Genomic DNA, 24,641 nt, shown 5'->3' on the forward strand with positions numbered 1-24,641 from the left:
TTAGCCAAATAACTAATAAACCAGTAACAAATAACTAAACCGCGGCTCACAAATCCACAGGCCGGAGGGGTAAGCTTATTTTCAGCGAGCTCCCCCAAAGTCCAGAAAATCCCGGCAACCGTTCCCAGTAAAACCACTTGGTGTGGATAAGCAATGGACGGGTTGGAGCATCAGGTAGAACAATATCTAGGATTTTCTGGTGAATTTTTTGGTTCGTTTTTTCTTCACTGAAAAAATGAACACCCATATTAGTCAATGATAAGCTATTTTGTACAACCAGGATTCGATATTAACAAAATGGAGATCGCAGAAATACAAGGATTTTGGGCAAATTAGCCAAATTCCTTGCATGTATGTACCACATAAATACCTCTAATGTATTGGCAGCCAATGAAGTAATGTTGGTCTGAGGAGGCCCTGGATAAATACCTCACTTGCTGTGGGGATTGATTTGATTGAGGATCTCGGAAAATCTATTGGGAATCCGTTGCTGGCTTTATGTCTCCCAGCCATGATGTAAAATCATCAATCACGGTATAAAAGACGGGCACCACCACCATGGTAAGAATACTTGAAGCCGTAAGTCCACCGATAATGACGATGGCCATAGGGGAAAACCGCTCGGCCCCCAGTGCCAGCTCCAGCGCCAGTGGCAACATGCCGATCACCGTTGAGAAGGTGGTCATCATAATAGGACGAAACCGAACCGCAACCGATTTTTTTACAATCTCTTCCCGGCTTTCGCCCTTCATCTGGTGCAAAATAAAATCAATGAGAATGACTGAGTTGTTAACCGCTATACCGACCAACAAAATAAAGCCGATCAACACCGACATGGAGATCACCTTGCCGGCAATGATTAAGGCAATTGCGGCCCCCACCACTACAAGCGGTACGGCAAGCATAACCGTCAATGGATGAATAAAAGAGCGGAATTGGGCCACCATCAGCAGGTAAACAGCAATGAGAGCGGCGAGCAGAGCGCCCAGCATTTGTGAACGCGACTCCTGGAGGTCGGAGTTTTCACCGGTCACCTGCAATTCATATCCATTGGGAACCTCCATTTCGGAGATGGATGACTCTATATCGGCAATGACATGGCTAAAAGCCCGATCGTAGGTAAAACCCAGCACGTCGGCCGTGCGGATGAGATTTTCACGTGTTATCAGGTTCGGGGCCAGCTGCACATCGGTTTTTGCCACGGATGACAATGGCAGCCCGGGCTTCAGTTTGGTCTGCAAGACATCATCCAAAACCCTGCGATTGGTAGAATCATACCTGACCACAATATTGGGATCGGTGCCGTCAGGTGCATCTAATCTGCTTACCGGCACCCCATCTACGGCGGCAAATGTCTCCTGGGCGATATAGCCGGGTGTGAGATCATAAAAGGCCGTATTATAGCGATCAATGGTAAATTGTACTTCAGGTCGTTCCAGGGTCCACTGGCGATAAATATTAACAGCCCCCTCAACATTGCGTACCCGCTCGGCCACTTCCTTGGCCAGCCTGTTAAGCTGCTCCAAATCCGGTCCCGATATGCGCACGTCAATGGGAGCAGCAGTAGTGCTTTTAGCCGTTCCGCCCATCTCCTTTAGCACGGCTGTTCGAATTCCGGGAATGCGGTTTATTTTATCCCGCAACTGATTTTCGATATCCCAGATTGAGCGCTCCCGTTCTTTGCGAGAGACCAGTTCAACGGTAATAAAAGCCTGCTGTACACCCATGGCCCCGGCATCACCAAAGAATTTGGCATCGGGTTCAAACCCGATCTGAGACGTATAGTTAATCACATCGTTATCCTCTTTGAGTAGATCTTCGATGTCACGGACAATCGATTTTGTCTTATTAAACGAGCTGCCCGGTTCAGCCTCCACGGAGATAAAGAAGGAACCGGAGTCCAGCTTGGGCAGCACTTCCATCCCCCGCATAGCCAGCAGAGCCATGCTTCCGATAAATATGATCAGGGTACCGGTCAGCAGAATGGCGCGGTGTTTCAGCGACCAGTCGAGGAGTACCAGATAGCCATCCCGAATGTTATCCATCCCACGGTTAAAGGGTGCGATATATTTTTCAATCCATGATCCGATTTCCGAGTTGTTTCTTTCAAAAAGAAAAAACAACAGCGGGATAAGGGTAACGGCCATAAGGATGGAAGATCCGAAGGCAAAGATCATGGTGAGTGAGAGCGGACCAAAAACCTTGCCTACAAATCCCGTTAGAAACTGAAAGGGAATTAAGACAATGATGGTCGTAGCCACTCCCACAAGCACGGCGAAGAAAACCTCCCCGGTGCCATCAATAGCTGCTTGTTTGGCAGAAAGATTTTCCTCGTCGTAGTGGCGGCTGATATTTTCAATAACCACCACAGCGCCATCAACCACCATACCAACAGCCAGGATAATAGCCGAAAGCGTCACCAGGTCCAGCTCCATGCCGTTGAGTTTCATCAGGGCAAATGTAAGCAGGAAGCTCATGGGCATGGCGATACTTACAATAAAGGCGCGCCGGATGCTCTCCAGGAATCCAAATATGATGAACGATGCCAGGAACAGCGCAAGGGCTATGGACGTAGCCATATTTCCGGTGACCTGCTCGGTGAAGGATCCCTCTTCGGTAGCAACTTCAAACGTTAAGCCGGGGTACTGTTGTCGAAGATTGGGCAGCTCGTCCGTAACGCGACTTACCACCTCCACGGTATTTGCATCATCCTGCTGGAGTACCTGCAGGGCTACAACCTCAGTTCCGTTTGCCATGAATGCACTTTGCGGATCGGCCACTCCGTCTTCCACTTCTGCGATATCGCCGATAAGCAGCCGCTGGTTGTGTTCATTTTTGATGGGTATACGTTTAATCTCTTCAGCGGTAGTCAGTGATTCGTCAAAACGGAGCAGAACCTCGCGCCGGTTGTTTTCAATACTGCCCAGCGGCCTGGAGATGTTGGCCGACTGTACAGACTGGCTGATGGCACTTAGTGTGAGATTGGCCGCTTCCATACGATCGCGGTCGATAGAAATGTTGATCTGCCGGCGGTATCCACCAAATATATCCACTGAGGCAACGCCTCTGAGTCGCTGCAGGATGGGGGCAATTTCGTCATCGGCAATTTGACGCACCTTTTTCAAATTACCGTCACTTGAACTAATACCGAGCGTAATTACCGGCTTATCACTCGAGCTGATCTTTAATATACGTGGTTCGCTGATGGATTCCGGAAATGTGCCGCTAATACGGCTTACCGCATTTTGCACATCCACGGCTGCCAGGTCCACGCTGACATCATATTGGAATTCTGCTGTCACGACGGACAGACCGTCTTGCGATTTGGAGGTTACTTTTGCGATCCCGTCAAGGGCTGACACTTCCTCTTCCATATCTTCAGATACCTTTTCAGCCACATCAAGCGCAGTGGCACCGGGATACTGGGTAATAATGGTAACCACCGGGGGGGATGTCTCCGGGAACAACGATATTGGAAGCGTAAAATACGATTGCGCACCAAACACCAGAATGGCCAGTGCAAGCGCATAAATGGTGTACCTGTTTTGTATTGAAAATCCTGCCCAGTTCATAAAATATTGTGATCTTAATTTATATTATTTGACGTGAGTTCACGTGCAATTTCCACCCGTTGGCCGGACTCTACATTATTGACCCCGGAACTGATAATTCTATCGGTTGGGGATACATTACCTTTTACCTGGCGATATTCCCCGCGCTGGATGCCAAGATCTACCGGTACAGCCTCAGCTTTCATTTGATGGTTTACCTTGAACAAACGTGGGGTATCCCCTCGTAAATCGACGGATGATACCGGTACCAGCAAGGCATCTTCTTGCCTGTTAACTTCAAAAGTCAGGGAAATTCCCGCCCCGGGTGGTCGGCTGGCAAGAGCAGAATCAGGGAAGGAGGCAAATACACGGACACTCCGGAAAGGCGGTTTGGCCTGGTAATCTATCCGGTCCACACTTCCGGTCACCATTTTATTTTTGATATCTGCCATAACCGTGCTTCCCTCTTTAATACCTTTACGGAAGTCCTGCTCCAATACATCAGCATATATTACTGGTTGCCCCTGATGGAAAAAGAAGACCGGCTGGTTGGGCCCGATGTTACTGCCTTCCCGGATCATAATTGATCCAATCCTGCCATTGGCAGGAGCCTCAAGCTGGGTTTGTGCAATTCTTTCTTGGATTTCATCCAACGCCGCCTCTGCAGCATAATAACCACTCAGGGCCTGTTCATAGTTGAAGGCGGTTTTATTGAATGCCGTTTGTGAAATGGCCCCCTCTTCATAGAGCGTGCTGTCGGTGGTAACTTCACGTTCCCAAAAAACTTTTGATGATTGTGCCTTCTTGAACTCACTTTTAGCGCGTCTGCGCTGGGCATCAAGTTCGGGAACCGAAACGGTAGCCAGTACCATCCCCTGTTTAACGTTTTCACCTTCTTCAACTTTGATTTCGTTGAGCGTCCCACCTATGCGGAAGGAAAGGGTTCCGTCTTTGGTCCCAGCGACAGTTCCCAAATACGGCAGGTGATCGGCAACGGTTTTCACCGTTGGCCGGATGACCTCAACGGCTACACCGCCATTCTGTTGAGTCAAATTTGTGTCTCGGGCCGCGGCGGATTCACTGTTATCGGTAAACCATAAAATGGTAACAGTGCCCAGTAGAGCTATTGTAAAGACGGTTAAGATATCTTTTTTATTCATGTTCATAACTGTTCACCTTGTGCCATTTTTATCGCTATTTCCCTGGTTAGTTGTCCTGTTAAAACGGCTGTGTTAAGATTGAGTATCCTAAGCTGCGCGCGCCTGGCAATAAGCTCTGCCCGTACGCTGTTTAATTTGGATTCCGTGGTCAGCAGATCAGTAAGCGTGGTTCTGCCTTTACGATAAGAAGTAAACTCCACGCGGTAGGTTTCTTCCAGATACGTTACCCGGGTTTCCGTTGCCTGTATTCTTTCTTGCGTTTCAAATTGAGCATTTATCAATTTGTTAAGCTGCTGTCGATACTGTTGCCGGGTCTGTTCCAGCCTGATCTCCTGTGATTTGGCTTCACTCTTTTTTACCTGGTTGTTGACAATTTTCTTACCGGCAAAAAGCGGAATGTTCAACCGGATGCCAACCATCCACTGGTCATCAATTTCCAAATCGCTGCCTGATCGGAGCTGTTCGGCTGCAAAGAGATTGAACTGGGGTAAAAAAGCACGATATGAAGCCTTAACCTCAAATTCTGCAGCCTGTTTTTTCTCTCGTGCAGCCATAACGGATGGGGCCTGCTCGGCTGGTGCATGATCCGGATTAAATAGAAAATCATTCTCAAATTTCAGTGGAACTACTTCCTCCAAGACTAATTGATCCTGCAGGGCCAAATCATCAGATAGTGACTCCAATATTTGGTCAATATTGTTGTTGGTTGCTGTTACTGACGTCTTAGCATCTACAATGGTGTCCTCAATTTTCAGAAGGTCAACGTTGGCTATCCGACCCTCGCGGTATAGCGACTCTAATTGCTCTTTGCTCTTTTTTAAAGCTTCAAGCCGTCCTTGCTGCACCCGCCTGAGCTCCCTGAGCTGCTGCAGCTGAACAAAAGCCGACACGGTCGATTCAATGGTTTCCATTTTGGCCAGTTCATACTTCACATTGGCTGCATCGGCCAGCGCTTTTGCTTTTTGCCTGATAGCTCGACTTTCACCGAAATCAAAAATCTCCCAGTCGGCCTGAATGTTGGCCTCATATAATTGGTCGTCCAGCGGGGGAAAAGCTCCCTGCCGGCGAATGGGAGTTACAATTTGGGGAAATTGTGAGCGGGTATATGACAGACTGCTGTTTATTTTGGGAATATAGTCGGAAGACAAAAGTCCACTGCCCGCTTCAGCTGCTTCTTTTTCAGCCTCGGCAATGCGGGTGGTAGTGGCATGTTCCAGCGCCCGATCAATCGCTTCCGGCAGGGTAACCGTCTCGGTTTGAGCGAAAGCTGGCCATGCAAGTCCGCCGATCAGATAACTGCCAATAAGGAGGTTGCGTAACAATTTCATGCTGTTGATTTATAAGTGAACGTTCACTCACAATATAAGCTTCAATTCTTTGACAGTCAATATTCAAAGGTCCCCAATATTAAGTAGGGCATGTTTAAAAAATCACTGGTGGGGATTAGTTATTGGTTATTAGGAATTCGTTGTAGGTTCAACAAATAACGGATAACCAATCCACAAATAGCTAAACTTCGGCTGCGCTACATTTTGCCGGACGACTCACGAATCGCAAGAGCGGATGGGGGATTAGGGATGAAGGATTTTAGATTTTGGGAGAGGGATGGAGAACGCGGGTCAATCTCCCTAAATACTTCTTCTCCAGAGGGACTTGGGGGGTAGCTCATTTTTACCAACGAGTTCCTCTGGAGAAGGAGGATTGACCTTCAATTTCTTTTGGTGTTAACATGATTACCGTATGCATCTTCTTGTTGTTGTTGAGCCTTTTTTAGGCAGCCTCACGGAAATATCCCGTTCTTATGTCAAACTTAGTTTAGTGACCTTTCCCCGCCTAGATCTTTTTCATACCTTTGGGATCAAGTCAAAATGAACACCTCTGCTCAGTATTGAGGCTTTTAGGTCCAGTATGGTTGCTATCCCCCGCTTTAATGCAACGTAGTTAAAGGCAATAGCGAAAGACCGTGCATCTAAATTACCCTTTCAGCCTTACCAATTGCCGGCAGGCCAGGACCTGGCATCTGTCTGGGGATTCCTTATTTATTTTTGTGCCAAATAGCTTCACAACAAGTCGCTCAAGCGCGTTCAGTTAATTGCTATTTCAGCTGCAAATATAAACGGTTGTTGCCACTTTCCGGGTATTGGGCTTTGACAGGCGGTGTATCTTGGGATAAAGAAATATCGCTCGTCTTTTTCAGCAATTCCTCCAGCACCACCCGCAATTCCATTCGTGCCAGCGGTGCGGCCGGGCATGCGTGAATACCCGCTCCAAATAACAGGTTTTGTTCCTGATTCCGCTCTGGGTTAAATGCCTCGGCCTCCTCAAACGCCTGACCATCCCGGTTGGCAGCCACCCAGTTTGTCGTTATCGTCTCCCCGGCCTCAATCCTGCGCCCACTTATGTTCACCGGACATCTGGTTTTACGACGGTTTGTTACCAGCGGGCCGTAAAGCCGCAATATCTCCTCGATCGCATCTTCCAAGCGTATGGTCTCTGCCCGAAGCTTGGACTGAACGTCACTGCGGGCAGCTACAAAATGGACCAATATACCGATGGCGTTGGTGATAGTCCCCACCTCTCCCATCGTCCAGTTCCGCAGAATACTGATGATCTCTTCATCGGTCAGCCGCTGACCGTTTACCTTTTGATGCAGAAGATGAGCGGTGATATTCTGGTCTGGGTCGGCTTCCCGTATCGTGCTCAACAGCTCTTTCATATGCCGCTGGAACCGTCGGGCGACCCTTTTAATTGCCGGGCGATCCCGGTTGCGGATCGCCCGGATATTGTTGATCGTCCACTCCCGGAGGGGTTGATGCATCTCCTTGGGCCAACTCATAAATGCACACTGTACCCGCACCGCGAATGTCCGGGCAAACCGGTCGATGAACTCCACCTCTCCACAACCGGTGATTTGATCCACAAGATCGGAAGCGACACCTCGGCATTTGGGCTCAAATTCCGCAATCCGGTCATCTTCGAAATAGACCTCAACCAGCTTCCGGTATTGGGTGTGCTCCGGCGGATCCATTCCGTTCGGCACCGATGTATGTGAGGACACGTTATTACTGAATGTCTCACTATCGTGCAGTATATCCATTATATCGGCGTGCCTGAATACCGACCAGCCCCATGAAGCACTGTAGGCCACCGGGCAGTGTTCACGCATCTCGTCATAGGCTGAACGCTGATCCCGCTGTACGTTGACGGAAAAAGGGTCCCAATTCGACCCGTTTCTATTACTCATAAAGATACCTGCTTCGTTAATTTCAGTTACTGCTCCCCCAGGGTTTTTTTTAGAATAAGGATGCCTGCGTCGAGTTCTTGTTGGATACCCCGTATTGGGTTTTGGTTGGGACGTAGCATGCTACGTCCGTACTGATATTTGATTTCGAAAATTCATATTTAATTCTGGTCAGGAAATCTGCAGCATCCGTTCTATCGGCTTTTTGGCCCGTTCGGCCAGGGCATCCGGCACGCGGACCTCATACTGCTCATGTTTGAGCGCCCGGTGCACCTTTTCGAGGGTGATCATCTTCATAAACTCGCAGACCGACTCCTCGTTGGCCGGGTAGAACTTTTTCCCGGGATTCTCCTTCTCCATGCGGTAGAGGATGCCGGTTTCGGTGGCTACCACAAATTCCTCCGCCTCCGATTCAGCCACGTGCTCCAGCATGCCGCCGGTAGAGTGGATATGGGCGTCGTTGCAGTCAAAATACATGGAGGAACGCATCATGCAGGAGGTGGAGCAGCCGCACTCGGGATGGATCAATACCTCCGCATCGGGGTGCTCTTTTTGCACCTCAGCCAGGTTCAGCTCCCCGATCTTCTCATGCACATGGCACACGCCGTCCCAGATATTCAGGTCGCGGCCGGTCTGCATCTCGATATAGGTGCCCAGGAACTTGTCTGGCAGAAACAGGATTTCCCGGTCTTCGGGGATCGATTCCACCACCTGCACTGCATTGGAGGATGTGCAACAGTAGTCGCTCTCCGCCTTTACCTCCGCGGTGGTATTAACATAGGAAACCACCACCGCGCCGGGATGTTCCGCCTTCCACGCCCGCAGCTGGTCGGCGGTAATGGTCTCGGCCAGCGAGCAGCCGGCCTCCGGATCCGGTATCAACACCTTTTTGTCGCGCGATATCATCGAGGCGGTCTCGGCCATAAAGTGCACCCCGCAGAACACGATCATCTCCGCATCGGTGCGGTCGGCCTGCCGGGCCAGTCCCAGCGAGCTGCCGATAAAGTCGGCCACCTCCTGCACCTCCGGCACCTGGTAATTATGGGCCAGGATCAGGGCCTTCTTTTCTCGTTTCAGTTTGCCTATCTCTTCTGCTATCTCTGTGTCGACCGTCGTTTTCATAACAATTCTTGCTTGTGATCTCGATTACAAGTGAAGCGGGGGCAACATACATTGTAAATGCCTCGCACCACTGGTTTAGTCATTTGACTTTTCTGAACTCAACAAACCTGTGCGTACTGCGATTAAACCATGTTATAAAGCCGTTAAAAGAAGTGCAGGATGCCACTTTCTATTTGGGACCTCCATCTACAACACAGGCTGTGATTTTACAACAGGGAACTACTCCGATTTTTTCGTGATTTTCACTTTCCACTCCCCGGGCATGGCCAGCAGGTATTCCCACTCAAACGGATCATCGCTTTCCGCCTCCATCTGGTAATACAGCGGCTTGGGATCGTGATCGTTGGTAAACACAAACGCCTCTCCGGGATTCAGCTCCTCAAACGCATCAAAGATCATATCGTGGCGTTTGGCCGGCGGGTGGGGACGGACATCAAATTTGTTGACAATCGAAACATCCTCGGCCGTTACATCACTCTCCTCCTTTTTCGTGATATGGATTATGTATTCTCCGGCCTCCTGCTTCTTATACGTCCAGTCGTGTTCGCCCTCAAATTTGTTGCCGAAAATCCTGCGAATCTCTTCCGGATCTTCTTCCGCAACAAGCTCCATCGTATCTCCTTTCAACATCATGCCGTAACGATGAAATACCGCGTACTTCCAGTCCTTTTTATCGGCTTTGCGGAGATCCATCAAAGTGGAAATTTCCCTGAATTCCCGCCCTTTTGAGGCTTCGGTCCTTGTAACTCTGACCTTCCACTCCTGCCCTCCGCGCTGCATGTATTCCCATCCCACTACATTCCCGTAAATTGACCGGAATTCATAATACAGCGGTTTGGGATCATGATCGTTGATAAAAGTAAAGCTTTCGCCCACGGGCAGCTCCTTGAAAAGCTGCAACAGTTTTTCATGACGTTTAACGGGGATAAGATTGCGTACATCCAGTTCTTCTGTTTCGCTAATTGAGTTATTCATAAGATGTATTTAAAAGATTTAATACTACTTAGTCCTATTTCGATTAAAATACAATAGTCAAACCTTCACGGTACTTTTTGAAGAAGTTCGGTTAATGGTGAGAGCCGGTATTTTCCTGGTCTCGCAATTCCACCACAAAAGTAATTTTGTCCCCTTCCGTGTTTACGTTGGGCGTATTCAGATCTTTGACCGTACAGGTGAAATTACCCCCGAGGTAATCATCGATCTTCTCCTTTATGAGATGTTCCAGCTGATCGGCAGAAAGAGTTTTTAAGTATTCACTCATAATACTACTGTTTAATTTTCTGTTTAGATCAACTCAGGATAAGAAAGCCGGCATCAATTTCTCAATTGCGGTAGCTTTCCAACAAATATCCAATAACTACACCAGCCAGGATTGTACAATCATCCTGAATATTTCAGAACATTGCACCCAAAAGCAGCTCCTTGTTCTTCTACTCCCGCCAGTAATTATTGGCTTCGGCTACTGTTTGGTAGTGCACAGCAATAACGTATGAGCTGGCAATAAGCGCATCCGGATCTTTGGAATACACATCCCGCAACATGAACAGCACATCCTTGTCAGGCTGGGTGGTTGTCACCCCTTTTCGGGCCAGTTGAACCGCTACTTCAAATCCCTCTTCAGGGGTGTCAGTAATCAGGGATAACTCATCCTTCTTTTTTGCCATGTCGGTTGTATCGCTATCCTGTATAGATATAAATGCCGTTCCGGCTACAAATAATATTTTGCCCAGTACGATTGCAGATATATATTTAGTCATGATCCTGTCTTTTTCTTGATTGAGGTTGGTTGGTAAAACTCATATTCATTATAAATATCCGTTTATAATCCTTGTGAGATCCTGTTCTCACAACCGATGCCACCCATTTATGAGGATTCCTCAGCGTATGTATCCAAAAATTCCTTTAAGACAATGGCGTGATTATGCGCCTTATCCCTGGCAGCAAAAAGCAAGGTTACCTGTTGGTTTTCGGCCTTTTTCAGTAATGCTTCAATTACCTGCTGCTTCTCTGCAAGCTCTGTTTTATACCGATTGCTGAAGGCTTTGAACTTGTTTGGATCGTGATCAAACCACTTGCGCAACTCGGTGGATGGAGCAATTTCTTTGAGCCACTCGTCCAGCCGGGCCTCCTCTTTGGAGACGCCCCGCGGCCAAAGGCGATCCACCAGCACGCGGTATCCGTCATCAGCGGTGGGTTCCTCGTAAATGCGTTTGAGTTTAAACGTTGGCTGACTCATCTACTTTACTATGTTCATTTGTAATTCCAATTTGCAAGTCGAAGGGGTTCCAATTTTATCCCAATTTCTTTTAAATGAGCGGTTCAATGCAAGCAGATCATACCAGGCCCTGTTGAAGCATGGCATCCGCCACTTTAATGAAGCCTGCAATATTGGCCCCTTTGATATAGTTGATGTTACCGCCTGCCTCACCATGGGTTGTGCATTTTGAATGGATATTTCGCATAATTTCCTGGAGCCTGGTATCCACTTCCGACCGCGGCCATTGGGTATGCATGCTATTTTGAGCCATCTCCAGCTGTGAGACCGCGACACCACCGGCATTGGCCGCTTTTCCCGGTCCGAACAGCAGCTCATTTTCCAGGAATACCTGCACGGCTTTCGGCTGGCAGGGTTTGTTGGCGCCCTCTGCTACGCACCGGCAACCGTTTTCGACCAGCGCAATGGCATCTTGTTCGCCAATTTCGTTCTCCGTTGCACACGGGAGGGCGATGTCACAGGAAATATTCCACGGTGTCTGGTTCTCCAGGTAGGTGACATCATATTTTTGGGCATATTCGCGAATGCGACCGCGTTTCTCATTTTTAAGATGCTTGACAAACGCCAGCTTCTCCTCATCCAGTCCCTCCGGATCATAAATGGCGCCATCGGAGTCCGAAAGCGAGACCACTTTGCCGCCGAGGTGAATCGATTTTTCCGCTGCAAACTGGGCCACATTCCCGGACCCGGAAATCGTAATGGTTTGTCCCTCAAGGTTTTGATTCTGGGCCTGAAGCATTTCACTGACAAAATAGACCAGCCCATACCCTGTTGCTTCCGGTCGCAGCAGACTGCCGCCGGATTCTGCACTCTTGCCGGTCATTACACCGTTAAACTCATTACTCAGCCTCTTGTACTGGCCAAACAGGTACCCGATCTCGCGCCTGCCGACGCCGATATCTCCGGCGGGTATATCCGTTTCGGGACCAATATACCGGTACAACTCCGTCATAAAGGACTGGCAAAATCGCATGACTTCCGAATCGGATTTTCCCTTGGGATCAAAATCGGCTCCCCCCTTGGCACCCCCGATCGGGAGCGTCGTCAGGCTATTTTTAAAGGTCTGTTCAAAGGCAAGGAACTTGAGTATATCCAGGTTCACCGACGGGTGGAAGCGCAGCCCCCCTTTGTACGGACCGATCGCCGAATTAAATTCAACCCGGTAGCCGCGATTGATATGCACATGTCCCTCGTCATCTGTCCACGGCACGCGAAACATGATGACCCGTTCGGGTTCGGTAAGTCGTTCTAAGATATTTGTATGCAGATATCTGGGATGCTTTTCCAACAGCTCCCATGCGGAATCAATGACTTCCTTAACCGCTTCAAAAAATTCAATTTCACCGGGATTTTTTTCTTTAACCCTTGTAAGAAATGTATCGATAGAACGGTAATCTACAGCTCCATTTGTTTTGAGCTCCGGGTTATCTAATGTATTGGGGTTTAATTGTTTTTCCGTCATGGGTAAGTGGTGTTAAACTTATTTATCAGTGATTAGCTAGTGCTATTACCATAAATTTGTAATACAGTACGCAATAAATTTTTTAGATAGCACACCTGGATTAACTGGGCATAAAGCAGAAAATAATGTGCTATACTCCACAAATAACTAATACAAGAATTAAACAATAACTTCACTGGCTTGCCTTCAACGAAATATCATAAGTACAGGAAAAATCGCCATCTGCGATGTAAGAGGTACGTTCGACATCGCCCTCAAACAGTTTTTTGTAAAACATAGCTTCCAGCTTACAGGGCAGTTTGGTTTCCTTGACGACCTCGCTAAATGGACAATTGCATTCCTTGACCGTCATGGCTTCACTCTCCTCATCAATATTGAATTCGGGCATAAAGCCCTCCTCCTCCAGCATTTTTTTCAATGCTTCAGCCCTGGAGTAGCTGTCAGTTTCAGAGGCCTCGTCCATAGATCTCCGGGCTTTTTCGATTCGCTTGTCCCAAAACGCCTGGAAGAAATCCTCTATGGTTTCATCATCCCCATTTGACTTGAGATATTTAAGCAACTCTCGCATCATCACCGATTCATACGACGGATACAGGTTATTTCCTTTTTGGGTCATCTGGTATTGGAGACTTGGCCTACCCGGGCCTGAACGCACATAATCCCGCTGGATATATCCATCCCGTTCAAGCTGCAGGAAGTGTTCTCGCACGGTTGTTTTGGCCAGCTCAACCACATCGACCGCATCATCAATTGAGATAGCTCCTTCTCGTTTAATTAGATCCAACAATTCTTTTTTTGAGCCGGTAAACATATTTAGGTATTGGTTATTTGTAATTGGTTATTCGTAATGTGCTCGGTGCAGCCGGCAAACTATCTAACGTCAGATCGAGATAAGAAATAATGTTTATATTGCTTATAAGGTCTTTGGATACACTTTTTATAATGTTCATTTTTTCACCGATGAAAAAACGAACCAAAAAAATCGCCGGCTGGTGAAATTTTTGTTCCGTTCCCTCCGCCGCAGCTAAAACCATTTAACTCGATCCGCTGGGAAGCGCGGATCTCAAACAGAAATGGTTTCTTAACGCTCCGGCTGCGGTCACTATTCCAACAAAAATTTCATAGGCCGGAAAACAACTTCTTCTCGTACTTATTATTACATTCCTTAACCTGAGATCACGTTATCTATATTTTGAGCGTACCAAGGGCAACAGCTTCTGCCGCTCCAGTTCAAACTGCTCGCTGAGTATGGAAAATAGCTGATTCAAGTTATAATTGAGAATGCGCAGTGTTGAACAGGCTCCGCTGGGGTTGTTAAGCTGATTACCTTTTCGCTTAATTATCCCCACCAGGGTCTCCAGCTTTTCCTGATCTTCTTGAATAATTCCGATTCCTCGTTTCACTTTCTGGATAGTTCCATCCATGATCCCCTGTTTTCCCTCGTTGAGGTTCTCAAAAAGGGGGAAGAATTTTTGGCTTTCAAAGTAGGTATAGAACTGAAGCTTATCGTCAAATTTCTCAAGCGGCCATTGCATATGTTTCAGCCAGGTGTATTGATTGCCGTGTACCTGGTGAATCCGGGGAAAATCATGGGTGATCTCCCCAAGAAGGGAAAGCAACCGGGGATGATATTCCTCTACAATATGATTGCACCACAAAGTTAGATCATCCCCGGAATCCGGTTTGTCAGACTTTTTGGACGTTTGCTCCTGAGTATTCCTGGCAACCCGGTTTTTCTTAACCCACGCCAGCACCTCCTCTTCACTCCACTTCAGCTGCTGGCATACCGAACGCAGGGTTTCACTTTTGTGGCTTGCCGGTTCCATGCCGATAGAAGCCAGCAGATCCCCGGCTTTCTGGTCGGCTGTAATAATTTCTTCTATGGTAGCTTCAGGAGTCAGGTTTGCAAGGGTGGAATGGGTATCCATAATAGTCAGGTTCGTTCCGTGATCGTTTTTTCAAGCTGTTTCAAAATAGGAATGCCAAATCATTAAATCAATAAAAAAGGTTAAAACCGTTTTTATAGTTGATATTAATTTTCCAGGCTCCTACCTTTCCCCTGAAGCAATTGAGAATCGTTTAACACTTACTGCTATGGCGTACGTCGTTACCGAACCCTGTATTCAGTGCAAGCACACCAACTGTGCGGCCGTCTGTCCCGTGGATGCTTTTCGGGAAGGGCCCAATTTCCTGGTCATCGATCCTTTTGAATGCATTGATTGTGATGCCTGCGTGCCGGAATGCCCTGTGGATGCCATCTATCCCGATGACGAAGTGCCTATGGAGTGGGAGGAATACATCGAACTCAACGACCGTCTCTCTGAAGAATGGATGGACCACATTATTAACGAGGTGAAGGAGCCTCTGCCCAATGCCGAGGAATGGGGAAAGCGCGAAGACAAGCGCGAATACCTGGTCGAAAGCTGGGATGACGAGGCGAAGCCCGTAGACTAGTTATTGGTTATTGGTTGATTAGTAATTCAGAATCGGCTTGATCAACCAATAACCAATAACTAAAGATACCCGGCGGGTACTTTTCCAAACAGAGGTCAGCTTTTGTGAAGGTACTCGCTCAGGGGTTTCACTCCCATCTAGTCAATACTGTTAGAAAGATTATGGATTTATCCACTTTAGATCGAACGGCCATTGCTGGGAAGCTCCGAGGAGTTATCGATCCCGAACTGGGAGTCAATATTGTTGATCTCGGGCTGGTGTACGGGATATACCCGGAAGGGGATGTGGTTGTCGTGGAATACACGGTCACCACGCCCGGGTGTCCCATGCGCCGCTTTCTTCAACAGAAAGTGGAAGAGGCATTGGATTCAATCGATCAGATCAAGGCTTTTGAAACCCGGGTGGTCTGGGAGCCCGAGTGGAACGTTGATATGATTAAACCGGACGTCGAGTTTTTTGCCCATCCCCCGCCACGAGCTCAAGTGTGAAAAAGGCAGGTATCTAAATCTGGCTCACATAAAATCAGAAACCATTCAAAATTTCAAAGATTAAATGAACGCTGGTAAAGTCTCCAACAAAGTGCTGGTTGGTCTTCTCTTTTTTGCGGCCGTGGGGCTGCTCACCGGCCTGTTTTCGGGCCTGGTTCGCCTTGGGTTTTTAAGTGATGCTCCCACTCAGCCGGTTTCCCCCATAGCTCATGGCCCGCTTATGATCAACGGATTCCTCGGAACACTCATTGGATTGGAGCGAGCGGCCGCCCTTGAAAAGAAATGGGCCTATGCGGCCCCGGTGCTGATGGCGGCCTCTACGGTATTACTGCTGGCGGGTCCGGTGGTTGCGGGCCAGTGGCTTTTGCTTCTGGGTTCGATAGGTTTGACACTCGTTATGAGTTACCTGTACTACCTGCAGCCCAAAATCTACCACCTGATTATGGCATTTGGAGCCGCTTCACTGATGGTTGGAAACGTGCTCTATATAACCGGTTATCCAATCTATACCCTGGTAGCCTGGTGGGCTGCCTTCCCCATGCTTACCATTTTCGGGGAACGGCTGGAGCTCAACCGTATTATGCGTCCCCCGAAGCAGGCCCAGCAACTGTTTGCCGGGCTCATCCTGGGGTGGATCGGGGCTCTGGCGATAACCCATTTCGACCGAACCATTGGCTGGACCATTGCATCCGTACTCCTGGTCGGGGTGGCCGGGTGGCTCGTTAAATATGATGTGGCCCGCCGTACCATCAAATCGGTGGAGTGGACCCGTTACAGTGCTATCTGCCTGCTGACGGGCTACGGGTGGCTGATCCTGTCCGGCCTGTTCGGCCTCTGGCATGGCTTCCCGACGGCGGGGCCGCTGTATGACGGGCTCCTCCACATGATATTTGTGGGCTTTGTGTTCAGCATGATCTTTGCCCACGCATCGGTCATCATACCCTCTCTTTCGGGAAAACTGGTTCCCTGGCACCCCTATTTTTATCTGCCGCTGATTCTTCTTCACGGTTTTCTACTGGCCCGGGTGATGGGAGATCTGGTTTGGTGGCCGGTAGTCCGAAAAATCGGGAGCCACGGCAACGTGCTGGCGATCCTGCTTTTCCTGGGTGGCGTACTCTTCCAGTTGATCCGTGCTTCACGCAAGAAAAAGCAGCCCGTCAGGCAATCGTAATAGAAATGTAATCGCTATTGATGAGAACAGTTTACCATTATGAATAAACCATCTGCTATACGTTCTGTCCAGCGACCGTTAACGGTTGAGAAAGCCAGGGCCGGAGAGCGAATTGACACTTCGCTGCAATCAATCCGCCTCATTTTTTCCTTTGTCGCTTTTTCCGCCTTCTGGTTGGTATTCGGAACACTCGTTGGAGAATATGTAGGATTTAAGTTTGTCTGGCCGGAGCTCGATTCGATCTCCTGGCTTTCCTTTGGCAGACTTCGTCCCGTACACACCAACGTGGTATTCTGGGGATTCCTTTCTCAAGCCATGATTGCACTGGCCCTGTATGTGGTCCCCAGAACCAGCCAGCGCGAGCTCTACAGCTACCGGCTGGGGTGGACGAGCCTCGGACTTATGAATATAGCCGTGTTTTTCGGGGTCATCAGCCTGATGGCCGGCATCAACAACGGCGCGCAGGAGTACCGCGAGATCATCTGGCCTATTTTTGCGTTCTTTGCATTCGGGCTTATCCTGGTGGCTTATAATTTGTATAAGACAATCGCTGATCGGAATGTGAAGGAAATCTACATTTCCAACTGGTATATCCTGGCCGCCTGCCTGTGGACCATCATCCTGGTGAGCATTGCCTACCTTCCGGGTTATCAAGAGGACGGGATAAGCCAAACGGTGATCCAGGGCTATTATATGCACCAGGGCGTGGGACAGTGGTTTACCCCGATGGTGCTGGGCCTGACTTACTACTTTCTTCCCAAACTGCTGAACCGACCGATCTATTCCTACTCGCTGGGCGTACTGGCATTCTGGACGCAGATGGTATTCTATACGATGATCGGCTCCCACCATTTTGTCTTCAGCCCCATTCCCTGGTGGATACAGACCGTGGCCATAGTATTCAGCGTGGGGATGATCGTCCCCGTTACCGCAGGGACAGGGAATTTCCTGTTGACGATGCGCGGGAAGTGGCGATCCATCGCACGAAGCTACTCGCTTCCCTTTATCCTGGTCGGAGTCATCTTCTATGCAATTGTATCCTACCAGGGCACCCTGGAGGCATTCCGTTCACTTAATAAAGTATGGCACTTTACCAACTTCACTGTGGCCCACTCCCACATGAGCATGTACGGGTTTGTCTCCTTTCTTGTCTGGGGCGGCATCTACGGTCTTATCCCCCGGATGACGGGAAATGAACCGCCACAATTTGCCGTAGGTGCTCACTTCTGGCTGGCCCTTATCGGCGTGCTGGTCTATAGCATACCACTGATGATCGGGGGTACGCTGCAGGGACTCAGCTGGATCGCCGGTGAATCATTCATCGAGTCGGTCACCCTGATGACCCCGTACTGGGTGTGGAGAGCCGTGGGCGGCACCATGATGTTTATCTCTCACCTGGTATTTGCCTACAACGTCTGGAAAATGCGTCCCACCGCCCGGGGCGAAATCGCTGAAACTACCGAATCGAAAACTGCCTAACTGATTATGAAGCTCAATTTCCATAAAAATCACAAGCTATTGTTTGGTGTTGTATTTTGGGGATTCATTTTCCTCAGCCTGCTTATTGCCGTATTTCCCGCCCTGTGGGTGCAGCAGCAAAATGAGCCTCTGCCGGCCAGCGAGCCGATGACCGAGCTCCAGCAGAAGGGCCTCAACGTATTTATCAGCGAAGGGTGTGTCTATTGTCATACCCAGCAGGTGCGCCCTATTGAAATGGATGAAAACTGGGGGCGTCCTTCGGCTCCCGGCGACTATGCCCGTATCGGCCGGCAGGATGTATGGCGGCAGACGCCGGCCGTGCTGGGGAGCGAGCGAACCGGTCCCGACCTGAGCAATGTGGGGCAGCGCCAGCCGAGCGCGGTATGGCACTATATGCACCTGTACAATCCGCGGTCGGTCGTCGAGGAGTCGATCATGCCATCCTATCCCTGGCTGTTTAGTATCGAAGAGAATCCCTCCGAAGATGCGACGGTGATCTCCATGCCGGGTGAATATGGCCCGGAAGAAGGTCAGGTTGTTGCCACCGAACGTGCGGAGGCGCTCGTTGCCTATCTGCAATCCCTGGATCAGGTACCGATGGATGCCGAGCCAACTGCAGGACAACAAGCAAAAGCGGACTCTGTTACAGCCCGGGCAGCAAGAAAAAAGATCAACGGGGCGACGATATACGCCAATAACTGTGCATCCTGTCACCAGCAGAATGGGCAGGGTGTGCAGGGGGCCTTTCCCCCGCTGGCCGGCGACCCGGTTGTAACGGACGAGGATCCCACCGATCATATTCGCGTGGTACTCTACGGCATGCAGGGGGTTCCTATCGAAGGGACCGAGTACCAGGGCATCATGCAGCCGTTTGGTGAAATGCTCTCCGACGAAGAAGTAGCGGCCGTAATCAACCATGAGCGGACCAGCTGGGAGAACAACGCTTCGACCGTTACGGCTGAGGATGTGGCAGAAGTACGCAATGATGAAGACTTAAACCAAATACAAGCTGACGAATAACCGATGATACCGCTGATAGTAACACTCTTGCAGAAAGCCACAGAATTTTCCACTTCCAGTGAGGGACGTGAATATGCCCCGCCGGACGGCCCGCTCTACTACCTGGTACTTATTATCTCTTCACTAATAGTGATCGGAGTCGTGTACTACACCGTAAAGTGGCTTATCTGGCCGGGGGAACAATCGGAAGATCATATAAAGCGCAAGATTTTAGAAGACCAATCCAACTGAAGATACTATGGCTGAAGACAATAGTAACTTGATTCATGTATATCTGGATGACCAGGAAGAACCCATTGTCTCCTATCGTCCGCCGGTGCGGTTCGAGTTAGACACCACGCAGCTGGAAGATGGACCGCACACGCTAAAAGTAGTTGCCACCGACGCCACCGGCCACAAGGGAGTTCGGAAGATACCGTTCGAAGTACGGAACGGCCCCGGTATAGATGTTGAGGGACTGCAGGACAATGACACGCTGGATGGAAAGGTCCCGATCCTGTTAAACGCGTATGGAGGAGCCAAAGAACCCTATTGGGAGCCCTCACGCGCCGAAACACCCGCCCCGGTCCCGACCTGGGCATGGGTACTGCTGCTTGTAGTAGTGGCCTGGAGTACCTTTTATATCGCCCAGCAGTGGAATGCGCCCGATGAATTTGCCAATTCTCCCACGTACAGTCTTTTTTACGGGGATCAGGCGACTCCCCAGCCATCCGGTGAAGTTGCCCCTCCATCAAAAGCCAATATCGGAGCCACGCTGTATCGTACCAGTTGCTCCAGTTGTCATCAAAATAATGGAGAGGGAGTAACCGGAGCCTTCCCTCCGCTGGCGGGTGATCCGGTCGTGACCTACGAGGACCCGACGCGCCATATCGAAATCATCCTGTTTGGCATGCAGGGAGAGCCCATTGACGGAGTGGAGTATTCGGCCGCAATGCCGCCCTTTTCCGAGCAGCTTTCGGACCAGGAAGTAGCGGCGATCATAAATCACGAACGGACAAGCTGGGGCAACGATGCACCAACAGTAACAGCCGAACAAGTTCAGAAGGTAAGAGCAGAAGGAAATTCAAATTAGTTATTACAGACTAACAACCTCAATAATTAACTCTAAATAAATAGTACTATGCCTACAAGTAAAGCAAATGCACAATGGAACGGAGATCTTAAAAATGGAAACGGCGTCATGCAATTTGACAGTGGTTCCTATCAGGGCGAATACACCTTTGCCTCTCGATTTGAGAATGGGGAAGGAACCAATCCCGAGGAGCTAATCGGCGCAGCTCACGCCGGGTGCTATTCGATGGCGCTCTCCAACGAATTGGCTAAAGCCGGTCACGATCCACAGTCAGTGGACACGCGAGCAGAAGTCACATTTGAAGTTACGAATAATGGTCCGGCAATTACCGGAATAAACTTAATTACTGAGGCGAATGTCCCGGGTATCGACAATAGCACATTCCAGGAATTTGCTGAGGGTGCCAAAGAAGGATGCCCGGTATCAAAAGTGCTGGCTGGAACGGACATTACGCTGGATGCAACGTTAAATTAACTATCAATTCCCACGGCCACGTGTTAATTGATGATTTCACGTGGCCGTGGTCTTGATAAAACGTCAGTCCAACCAACTATGAACTCGGGCTGAGTCACATTTGGAAAAGATCTATAATAAAATGTATTTGAAGAATTACATCCTGTTTCCAAAGGCACTTTAGCTGGAGGACGTTCTTAGCCAAAATTGATGTATTAGTTTAGTTATTGACTACGTTTGGTTGCCTTTTGGCAGGCCCACTATTTGTACACCAATGATGTAATGGATAAATGGGTAGTTCAGGATGCAAGGTTGTTCGGGCGTTCCCATATTTCCTTACATTTGTATGCTGGCAGGAACCAATGGCTACCCCTGGATCCTTTTAGGACTGGTAAGCTGCGAATGGGGTGTTGATCCCTTCCGGCCTGCGGATTTATGAGCCGTCCCGGGCAAACGCAGCGAAGGCGTGAAGAAAAGAACCCCTGCAACAAATTTCGGAGGATGCTAGCAATGTGGAAAAGCGCTATTACTTGGTAAGCCTTTAAATGTGAATATCTGGGGTTCTTTTAGCCACAGCGAAGTACAGCCAGGTGAATAAATCCCCCGCCGGTGATTTTTTGGGTTCGTTTTTGTTCACACAGAAAGGAACACCTCTACCACGGGAAAGGGCTATCAAAAGTTTATGAGCAGGGCTCTAACCGGTAAATTTAAAAAATGACCACTGATTTTATATTATGAATGACATTCAAAATGAACGGGACGTAGAACGGCTCGTCCACAGTTTTTATGAAAAAGTGCGAAATGATGAACGGCTGGGATATATCTTCAACGATTTTGCCGAAGTTGACTGGGACAGCCACCTGCCCAAGATGGTTGCTTTTTGGTCAAACCTGCTGTTTCAGACCGGCCGGTACTCGGGGCGCCCATTTCGTCAGCACCTGCCTTTGCCCATTGAGGAGGGAGATTTTGACCGGTGGTACCGGCTGTTTGAAGAAACTGTAGATAATCATTACCAGGGTGAAAAAGCCCGGTTCGCCAAAAAGCTGGCCCGCAATATTGCCTCGTCGTTTGAGCTGCGTATGGAAAGAGACGGGCTTATAAATCAAAAGAAGGGATAATAAATGGATAGCGATCAAAGAGATTTTACAGACCAAATGGAGGTAGCGGAAAAGGTACGCGCCGCCTGTATCAAGGCCGCTCAGGAAGGGTTCCGTGATGCCTCGATGAGCGGGCTTTGCATGGAAGGGGCTGTCGAATCAGCGGTTGGATCCATACAGTCGCTCGACCTTGAGAATATTTTGAAAAAGCAGGACTAAAAAGGAGATGAAGCAACCGATTATCGGATTTCATACCGATGAGGAGGACCACTGGGTTGCAGAACTGGAGTGTGGACATAATCAGCATGTACGGCATGATCCTCCATGGCAGCTGCGTCCCTGGGTCACGACCAAGTCGGGAAGAGAATCTCGCATAGGAACAGAACTGGATTGCAAAAAATGCGATCGCGGTGAACCGAAAGACCATAACCTATAATGCCAAAAGTAGCACGAACGTTTATCAAAACCGGACTCATCTACTTTATGGTAGCCCTGGTCCTTGGTGTTGCACTGGAAATAGAGTCATTACCCCTTCCACGCCTGATGCCGCTATTCTGGCACGCCCTGATGGTCGGGTGGATCACCCAGATCATATTCGGTGTTTCGCTCTGGATGTTTCCCGGCCGGACCCGCGAGGAGGGATTCAAGGCACAGATCTGGGCATGGCTCACCTATATTTTTTTGAATACGGGCTTGGTGTTACGCTTTATTGCCGAACCGATGCTCCTCTATTCCACACTCACTATTTGGAATATTTTGATAGTAGGTTCTGCCATCTTGCAGGCAGGTGGCGGGCTGACCTACGTGATTGAGATGTGGCCGCGCGTCCAGTCCAAGAAACAGCGCATGCGTAAACGCAAACAAAAACGAAACCGATAGTGTTATGCCCGCTCCAAGTCGATGGCTCATTCGTTCCTCGTTTGTCTGCCTTATGGGCGGGATCATCATTGGCGCGCTTTTGTTAATCCATAAAGCCTATCCCCTGCATCCGGCTATGTGGTCCCTGCTTCCCGTTCATATTGAGCTGCTTATCTTCGGATGGATTATTCAGTTCACGATGGGTACCGCCTACTGGATATTGCCCCGGTACCTGGAAGATTCCTCGCGGGGAAATCCCGTACTGGCAAACCTCACTGTGGTTTTACTCAATATGGGTATTTTATTGATGATCACGGACACACTCCTGTTACCGCAATGGCCGCTGGCACTGGCGGGGAGAGCATTTGAAGCTGCAGCCGTACTTCTGTTTATCATGCTGCACTGGCGACGGGTTGTCTCGTACCGGTAGTTAATAATGGAGATTGAAAAAATATCCACCTGGGATTTATTCACCTGGCGACACTTCGCTGCCGCAAAAAAAATCCCAGATGGTCCCGTTTGCCGATTTTTCCGACAACCAGCGCTTGTCTTCCCCCTGTGGACCTTCCCTGAACCCTTTGCAGGGATTCTTTCTTAACGCCTCCGCTGTGTTTGCCCGGGACGCCTTATATTATTTTACATATAACTGTATTATTATCAATAATTTAGTTTTCTTACATTGTATGCAGTGTTTCTGTTTTTCTGCAGATTGAGGCGTAGGGTAATCCTGTAAACGAAACCACCGCCGTCAAATATTCAGGATGGAAGTTTGGTACTGTGGAGGCCATACAATGAAAAAACTCGCATTTTCAACACTTCTCTCTCTTCTTTGGGCAGCACTCACTACAGGAATCTGGGCCCAGTCTGTTTCAATCACGGATATCAGTCCCTCCTCCCCTTCCAAACTCAGTGTTAATGAAGAGATCACGATATCCTTTGCCTACGAGATTGACAACCCAGGTGGGGCACGCATTTTTATCCGGCCCATTACCTCCAGTCAATTAACGCCCGGCTATGCGGCCAGCGGTTCTCCCATTTATCAGGGAGAGGGAGAGGCAACAGCCCGCTTCACCATCACTTCAGGCAATGTGACGATCGATCAGCTTCGGCTACAAGTAGTGGATGCCGCCCAAAAGCAGCTGATTTTTGAATTTTTTATGCCGGTGGAATATGTATTTTCGCCGCCAACTGCGGTGCTGGTTCAACCTCATCAATTGTTGCAGCCTCAACAGCCTCAAACACTCTCGGTGATCCCAAAAGAACTTCACGCCATAGCGCCGGTCGACACCGTCACCCAGGATGAGGATGAAGACAAGGTCAAGCTTACCCGGCGAACCGTGACCCCCGACGGCATCATTGAGCTCCACTACTCTGACGGTACCATCGTGGGCATCATATCACCGGATCAGCGGTATACGGTGGATCCCGCAACAGGCGACACCACCCACACGCAGCTCTTTTACAGCCAGGTTCAGGGCGCCGAAGAGCCTGCCTCTCCCCCGGGATTTACCGCCACGGCCGCCACCAGTGTCGACGAAGAATGGCTCTCCAGTCTCAATGCCTGGATCGCGTACCTGGGCAGCAAGCTGCTCAGCAGAATTGATCTGCACCTGGATGAAGAGGCGTTCAGCAACTACAAGACCTTTGAACAGAACAACAGTACGACCATATATGAGAAAGTAAATTTGCGTTACACATTCCTCGAAAAGCTCCTGATGACCGACGCTCAATAATACCG

At 49.2% G+C, this 24,641-nt stretch carries 26 protein-coding genes; 14 read left to right on the plus strand and 12 right to left on the minus strand.

Annotated features, from left to right (window positions below; all coding sequences use genetic code 11):
* Positions 1-473: 473 nt before the first annotated feature.
* The 12 genes from ACG2F4_RS15570 to ACG2F4_RS15625 all read right to left on the minus strand — a co-directional run bounded on the left by ACG2F4_RS15570 (position 474) and on the right by ACG2F4_RS15625 (position 14,739).
* Entirely contained in the window at positions 474-3,572 is a 3,099-nt protein-coding gene (locus ACG2F4_RS15570) for an efflux RND transporter permease subunit (RefSeq protein WP_395261809.1), read from the minus strand.
* A 14-nt stretch (positions 3,573-3,586) separates the two neighbouring features.
* Complete coding sequence (locus tag ACG2F4_RS15575) at positions 3,587-4,711, minus strand: efflux RND transporter periplasmic adaptor subunit (RefSeq protein ID WP_395261810.1); 1,125 nt, start codon at positions 4,709-4,711, stop codon at positions 3,587-3,589.
* A gap of 2 nt (positions 4,712-4,713) precedes the next feature.
* Entirely contained in the window at positions 4,714-6,039 is a 1,326-nt protein-coding gene (locus ACG2F4_RS15580; protein WP_395261811.1) for a TolC family protein, read from the minus strand.
* A 767-nt stretch (positions 6,040-6,806) separates the two neighbouring features.
* Entirely contained in the window at positions 6,807-7,955 is a 1,149-nt protein-coding gene (locus ACG2F4_RS15585; protein WP_395261812.1) for a cytochrome P450, read from the minus strand.
* Between the two features lie 168 nt (positions 7,956-8,123).
* A complete protein-coding gene (gene nadA / locus ACG2F4_RS15590) occupies positions 8,124-9,074 on the minus strand; it encodes a quinolinate synthase NadA (RefSeq protein ID WP_395261813.1) in 951 nt (316 codons plus the stop codon).
* A gap of 219 nt (positions 9,075-9,293) precedes the next feature.
* Positions 9,294-10,049, minus strand: coding sequence for a DUF2249 domain-containing protein (locus tag ACG2F4_RS15595; RefSeq protein WP_395261814.1), 756 nt, complete (start codon positions 10,047-10,049; stop codon positions 9,294-9,296).
* 91 nt (positions 10,050-10,140) lie between these two features.
* Positions 10,141-10,335, minus strand: coding sequence for a hypothetical protein (locus ACG2F4_RS15600; RefSeq protein ID WP_395261815.1), 195 nt, complete (start codon positions 10,333-10,335; stop codon positions 10,141-10,143).
* Positions 10,336-10,504: 169 nt separating this feature from the next.
* Positions 10,505-10,738, minus strand: a complete 234-nt coding sequence (locus ACG2F4_RS15605; RefSeq protein ID WP_395261854.1) for a hexameric tyrosine-coordinated heme protein — start codon at positions 10,736-10,738, stop codon at positions 10,505-10,507.
* A gap of 200 nt (positions 10,739-10,938) precedes the next feature.
* Positions 10,939-11,310 carry a DUF488 domain-containing protein gene (locus ACG2F4_RS15610; RefSeq protein ID WP_395261816.1) on the minus strand — a complete coding sequence of 124 codons (372 nt, stop codon included), beginning with the start codon at positions 11,308-11,310 and terminating at the stop codon, positions 10,939-10,941.
* Positions 11,311-11,407: 97 nt separating this feature from the next.
* Positions 11,408-12,811: an NADP-specific glutamate dehydrogenase gene (gdhA, locus tag ACG2F4_RS15615; protein ID WP_395261817.1), complete on the minus strand. Its 1,404-nt coding sequence runs from the start codon at positions 12,809-12,811 to the stop codon at positions 11,408-11,410.
* Positions 12,812-12,983: 172 nt separating this feature from the next.
* Complete coding sequence (locus tag ACG2F4_RS15620; protein WP_395261818.1) at positions 12,984-13,595, minus strand: helix-turn-helix transcriptional regulator; 612 nt, start codon at positions 13,593-13,595, stop codon at positions 12,984-12,986.
* A 397-nt stretch (positions 13,596-13,992) separates the two neighbouring features.
* Positions 13,993-14,739, minus strand: coding sequence for a hypothetical protein (locus ACG2F4_RS15625; RefSeq protein ID WP_395261819.1), 747 nt, complete (start codon positions 14,737-14,739; stop codon positions 13,993-13,995).
* A 166-nt stretch (positions 14,740-14,905) separates the two neighbouring features.
* Here ACG2F4_RS15625 and ACG2F4_RS15630 point away from each other — a divergent pair, with 166 nt between their 5' ends.
* From ACG2F4_RS15630 to ACG2F4_RS15695, 14 genes are all read left to right on the plus strand, one after another.
* Positions 14,906-15,265, plus strand: a complete 360-nt coding sequence (locus tag ACG2F4_RS15630; RefSeq protein ID WP_395261820.1) for a DUF3470 domain-containing protein — start codon at positions 14,906-14,908, stop codon at positions 15,263-15,265.
* 161 nt (positions 15,266-15,426) lie between these two features.
* On the plus strand, positions 15,427-15,753 hold the full coding sequence (locus tag ACG2F4_RS15635) for a metal-sulfur cluster assembly factor (protein WP_395261821.1): 327 nt from the start codon (positions 15,427-15,429) through the stop codon (positions 15,751-15,753).
* Positions 15,754-15,817: 64 nt separating this feature from the next.
* Positions 15,818-16,924, plus strand: coding sequence for a hypothetical protein (locus ACG2F4_RS15640; protein ID WP_395261822.1), 1,107 nt, complete (start codon positions 15,818-15,820; stop codon positions 16,922-16,924).
* A 39-nt stretch (positions 16,925-16,963) separates the two neighbouring features.
* A complete protein-coding gene (locus tag ACG2F4_RS15645; protein WP_395261823.1) occupies positions 16,964-18,403 on the plus strand; it encodes a cbb3-type cytochrome c oxidase subunit I in 1,440 nt (479 codons plus the stop codon).
* Between the two features lie 6 nt (positions 18,404-18,409).
* The gene (locus ACG2F4_RS15650; protein ID WP_395261824.1) at positions 18,410-19,423 is read left to right on the plus strand and encodes a cbb3-type cytochrome c oxidase subunit II; all 1,014 of its coding nucleotides are present in this window, start codon (positions 18,410-18,412) and stop codon (positions 19,421-19,423) included.
* 3 nt (positions 19,424-19,426) lie between these two features.
* Positions 19,427-19,654 carry a hypothetical protein gene (locus ACG2F4_RS15655; RefSeq protein WP_395261825.1) on the plus strand — a complete coding sequence of 76 codons (228 nt, stop codon included), beginning with the start codon at positions 19,427-19,429 and terminating at the stop codon, positions 19,652-19,654.
* 7 nt (positions 19,655-19,661) lie between these two features.
* Positions 19,662-20,495: a c-type cytochrome gene (locus ACG2F4_RS15660; protein WP_395261826.1), complete on the plus strand. Its 834-nt coding sequence runs from the start codon at positions 19,662-19,664 to the stop codon at positions 20,493-20,495.
* A 48-nt stretch (positions 20,496-20,543) separates the two neighbouring features.
* Positions 20,544-20,969 (plus strand): OsmC family protein, encoded by a 426-nt coding sequence (locus ACG2F4_RS15665; RefSeq protein WP_395261827.1) that lies wholly within the window; start codon positions 20,544-20,546, stop codon positions 20,967-20,969.
* 713 nt (positions 20,970-21,682) lie between these two features.
* On the plus strand, positions 21,683-22,066 hold the full coding sequence (locus tag ACG2F4_RS15670; protein ID WP_395261828.1) for a group III truncated hemoglobin: 384 nt from the start codon (positions 21,683-21,685) through the stop codon (positions 22,064-22,066).
* 3 nt (positions 22,067-22,069) lie between these two features.
* Positions 22,070-22,264, plus strand: a complete 195-nt coding sequence (locus tag ACG2F4_RS15675) for an acetyltransferase (protein WP_395261829.1) — start codon at positions 22,070-22,072, stop codon at positions 22,262-22,264.
* Positions 22,265-22,271: 7 nt separating this feature from the next.
* Positions 22,272-22,481 (plus strand): DUF3565 domain-containing protein, encoded by a 210-nt coding sequence (locus tag ACG2F4_RS15680; protein WP_395261830.1) that lies wholly within the window; start codon positions 22,272-22,274, stop codon positions 22,479-22,481.
* Positions 22,481-22,924 (plus strand): hypothetical protein, encoded by a 444-nt coding sequence (locus ACG2F4_RS15685; protein ID WP_395261831.1) that lies wholly within the window; start codon positions 22,481-22,483, stop codon positions 22,922-22,924. The genes ACG2F4_RS15680 and ACG2F4_RS15685 overlap by 1 nt, the downstream gene beginning before the upstream one ends.
* A 4-nt stretch (positions 22,925-22,928) precedes the next feature.
* On the plus strand, positions 22,929-23,333 hold the full coding sequence (locus ACG2F4_RS15690; protein ID WP_395261832.1) for a cbb3-type cytochrome c oxidase subunit I: 405 nt from the start codon (positions 22,929-22,931) through the stop codon (positions 23,331-23,333).
* A gap of 361 nt (positions 23,334-23,694) precedes the next feature.
* Positions 23,695-24,636 (plus strand): hypothetical protein, encoded by a 942-nt coding sequence (locus ACG2F4_RS15695; RefSeq protein WP_395261833.1) that lies wholly within the window; start codon positions 23,695-23,697, stop codon positions 24,634-24,636.
* The last annotated feature ends 5 nt before the right edge of the window (positions 24,637-24,641 follow it).

It is taken from the genome of Halalkalibaculum sp. DA3122, from assembly GCF_043951865.1.
GTDB lineage: Bacteria > Bacteroidota > Rhodothermia > Balneolales > Balneolaceae > JAMQKA01.

Excerpts from the sequence above, each read along its gene's own strand:
- nadA (WP_395261813.1), bottom strand. The coding sequence starts at position 9,074 with ATGAAAACGACGGTCGACACAGAGATAGCAGAAGAGATAGGCAAACTG.
- ACG2F4_RS15585 (WP_395261812.1), bottom strand. The coding sequence starts at position 7,955 with ATGAGTAATAGAAACGGGTCGAATTGGGACCCTTTTTCCGTCAACGTA.
- ACG2F4_RS15650 (WP_395261824.1), top strand. The coding sequence starts at position 18,410 with ATGAAGCTCAATTTCCATAAAAATCACAAGCTATTGTTTGGTGTTGTA.
- ACG2F4_RS15570 (WP_395261809.1), bottom strand. The coding sequence starts at position 3,572 with ATGAACTGGGCAGGATTTTCAATACAAAACAGGTACACCATTTATGCG.
- ACG2F4_RS15580 (WP_395261811.1), bottom strand. The coding sequence starts at position 6,039 with ATGAAATTGTTACGCAACCTCCTTATTGGCAGTTATCTGATCGGCGGA.
- ACG2F4_RS15645 (WP_395261823.1), top strand. The coding sequence starts at position 16,964 with ATGAATAAACCATCTGCTATACGTTCTGTCCAGCGACCGTTAACGGTT.
- ACG2F4_RS15665 (WP_395261827.1), top strand. The coding sequence starts at position 20,544 with ATGCCTACAAGTAAAGCAAATGCACAATGGAACGGAGATCTTAAAAAT.
- ACG2F4_RS15685 (WP_395261831.1), top strand. The coding sequence starts at position 22,481 with ATGCCAAAAGTAGCACGAACGTTTATCAAAACCGGACTCATCTACTTT.
- ACG2F4_RS15600 (WP_395261815.1), bottom strand. The coding sequence starts at position 10,335 with ATGAGTGAATACTTAAAAACTCTTTCTGCCGATCAGCTGGAACATCTC.
- ACG2F4_RS15575 (WP_395261810.1), bottom strand. The coding sequence starts at position 4,711 with ATGAATAAAAAAGATATCTTAACCGTCTTTACAATAGCTCTACTGGGC.
- ACG2F4_RS15635 (WP_395261821.1), top strand. The coding sequence starts at position 15,427 with ATGGATTTATCCACTTTAGATCGAACGGCCATTGCTGGGAAGCTCCGA.
- ACG2F4_RS15660 (WP_395261826.1), top strand. The coding sequence starts at position 19,662 with ATGGCTGAAGACAATAGTAACTTGATTCATGTATATCTGGATGACCAG.
- ACG2F4_RS15605 (WP_395261854.1), bottom strand. The coding sequence starts at position 10,738 with ATGGCAAAAAAGAAGGATGAGTTATCCCTGATTACTGACACCCCTGAA.
- ACG2F4_RS15675 (WP_395261829.1), top strand. The coding sequence starts at position 22,070 with ATGGATAGCGATCAAAGAGATTTTACAGACCAAATGGAGGTAGCGGAA.
- ACG2F4_RS15695 (WP_395261833.1), top strand. The coding sequence starts at position 23,695 with ATGAAAAAACTCGCATTTTCAACACTTCTCTCTCTTCTTTGGGCAGCA.
- ACG2F4_RS15595 (WP_395261814.1), bottom strand. The coding sequence starts at position 10,049 with ATGAATAACTCAATTAGCGAAACAGAAGAACTGGATGTACGCAATCTT.
- ACG2F4_RS15655 (WP_395261825.1), top strand. The coding sequence starts at position 19,427 with ATGATACCGCTGATAGTAACACTCTTGCAGAAAGCCACAGAATTTTCC.
- ACG2F4_RS15630 (WP_395261820.1), top strand. The coding sequence starts at position 14,906 with ATGGCGTACGTCGTTACCGAACCCTGTATTCAGTGCAAGCACACCAAC.
- ACG2F4_RS15640 (WP_395261822.1), top strand. The coding sequence starts at position 15,818 with ATGAACGCTGGTAAAGTCTCCAACAAAGTGCTGGTTGGTCTTCTCTTT.
- ACG2F4_RS15680 (WP_395261830.1), top strand. The coding sequence starts at position 22,272 with ATGAAGCAACCGATTATCGGATTTCATACCGATGAGGAGGACCACTGG.
- ACG2F4_RS15625 (WP_395261819.1), bottom strand. The coding sequence starts at position 14,739 with ATGGATACCCATTCCACCCTTGCAAACCTGACTCCTGAAGCTACCATA.
- ACG2F4_RS15610 (WP_395261816.1), bottom strand. The coding sequence starts at position 11,310 with ATGAGTCAGCCAACGTTTAAACTCAAACGCATTTACGAGGAACCCACC.
- ACG2F4_RS15690 (WP_395261832.1), top strand. The coding sequence starts at position 22,929 with ATGCCCGCTCCAAGTCGATGGCTCATTCGTTCCTCGTTTGTCTGCCTT.
- gdhA (WP_395261817.1), bottom strand. The coding sequence starts at position 12,811 with ATGACGGAAAAACAATTAAACCCCAATACATTAGATAACCCGGAGCTC.
- ACG2F4_RS15670 (WP_395261828.1), top strand. The coding sequence starts at position 21,683 with ATGAATGACATTCAAAATGAACGGGACGTAGAACGGCTCGTCCACAGT.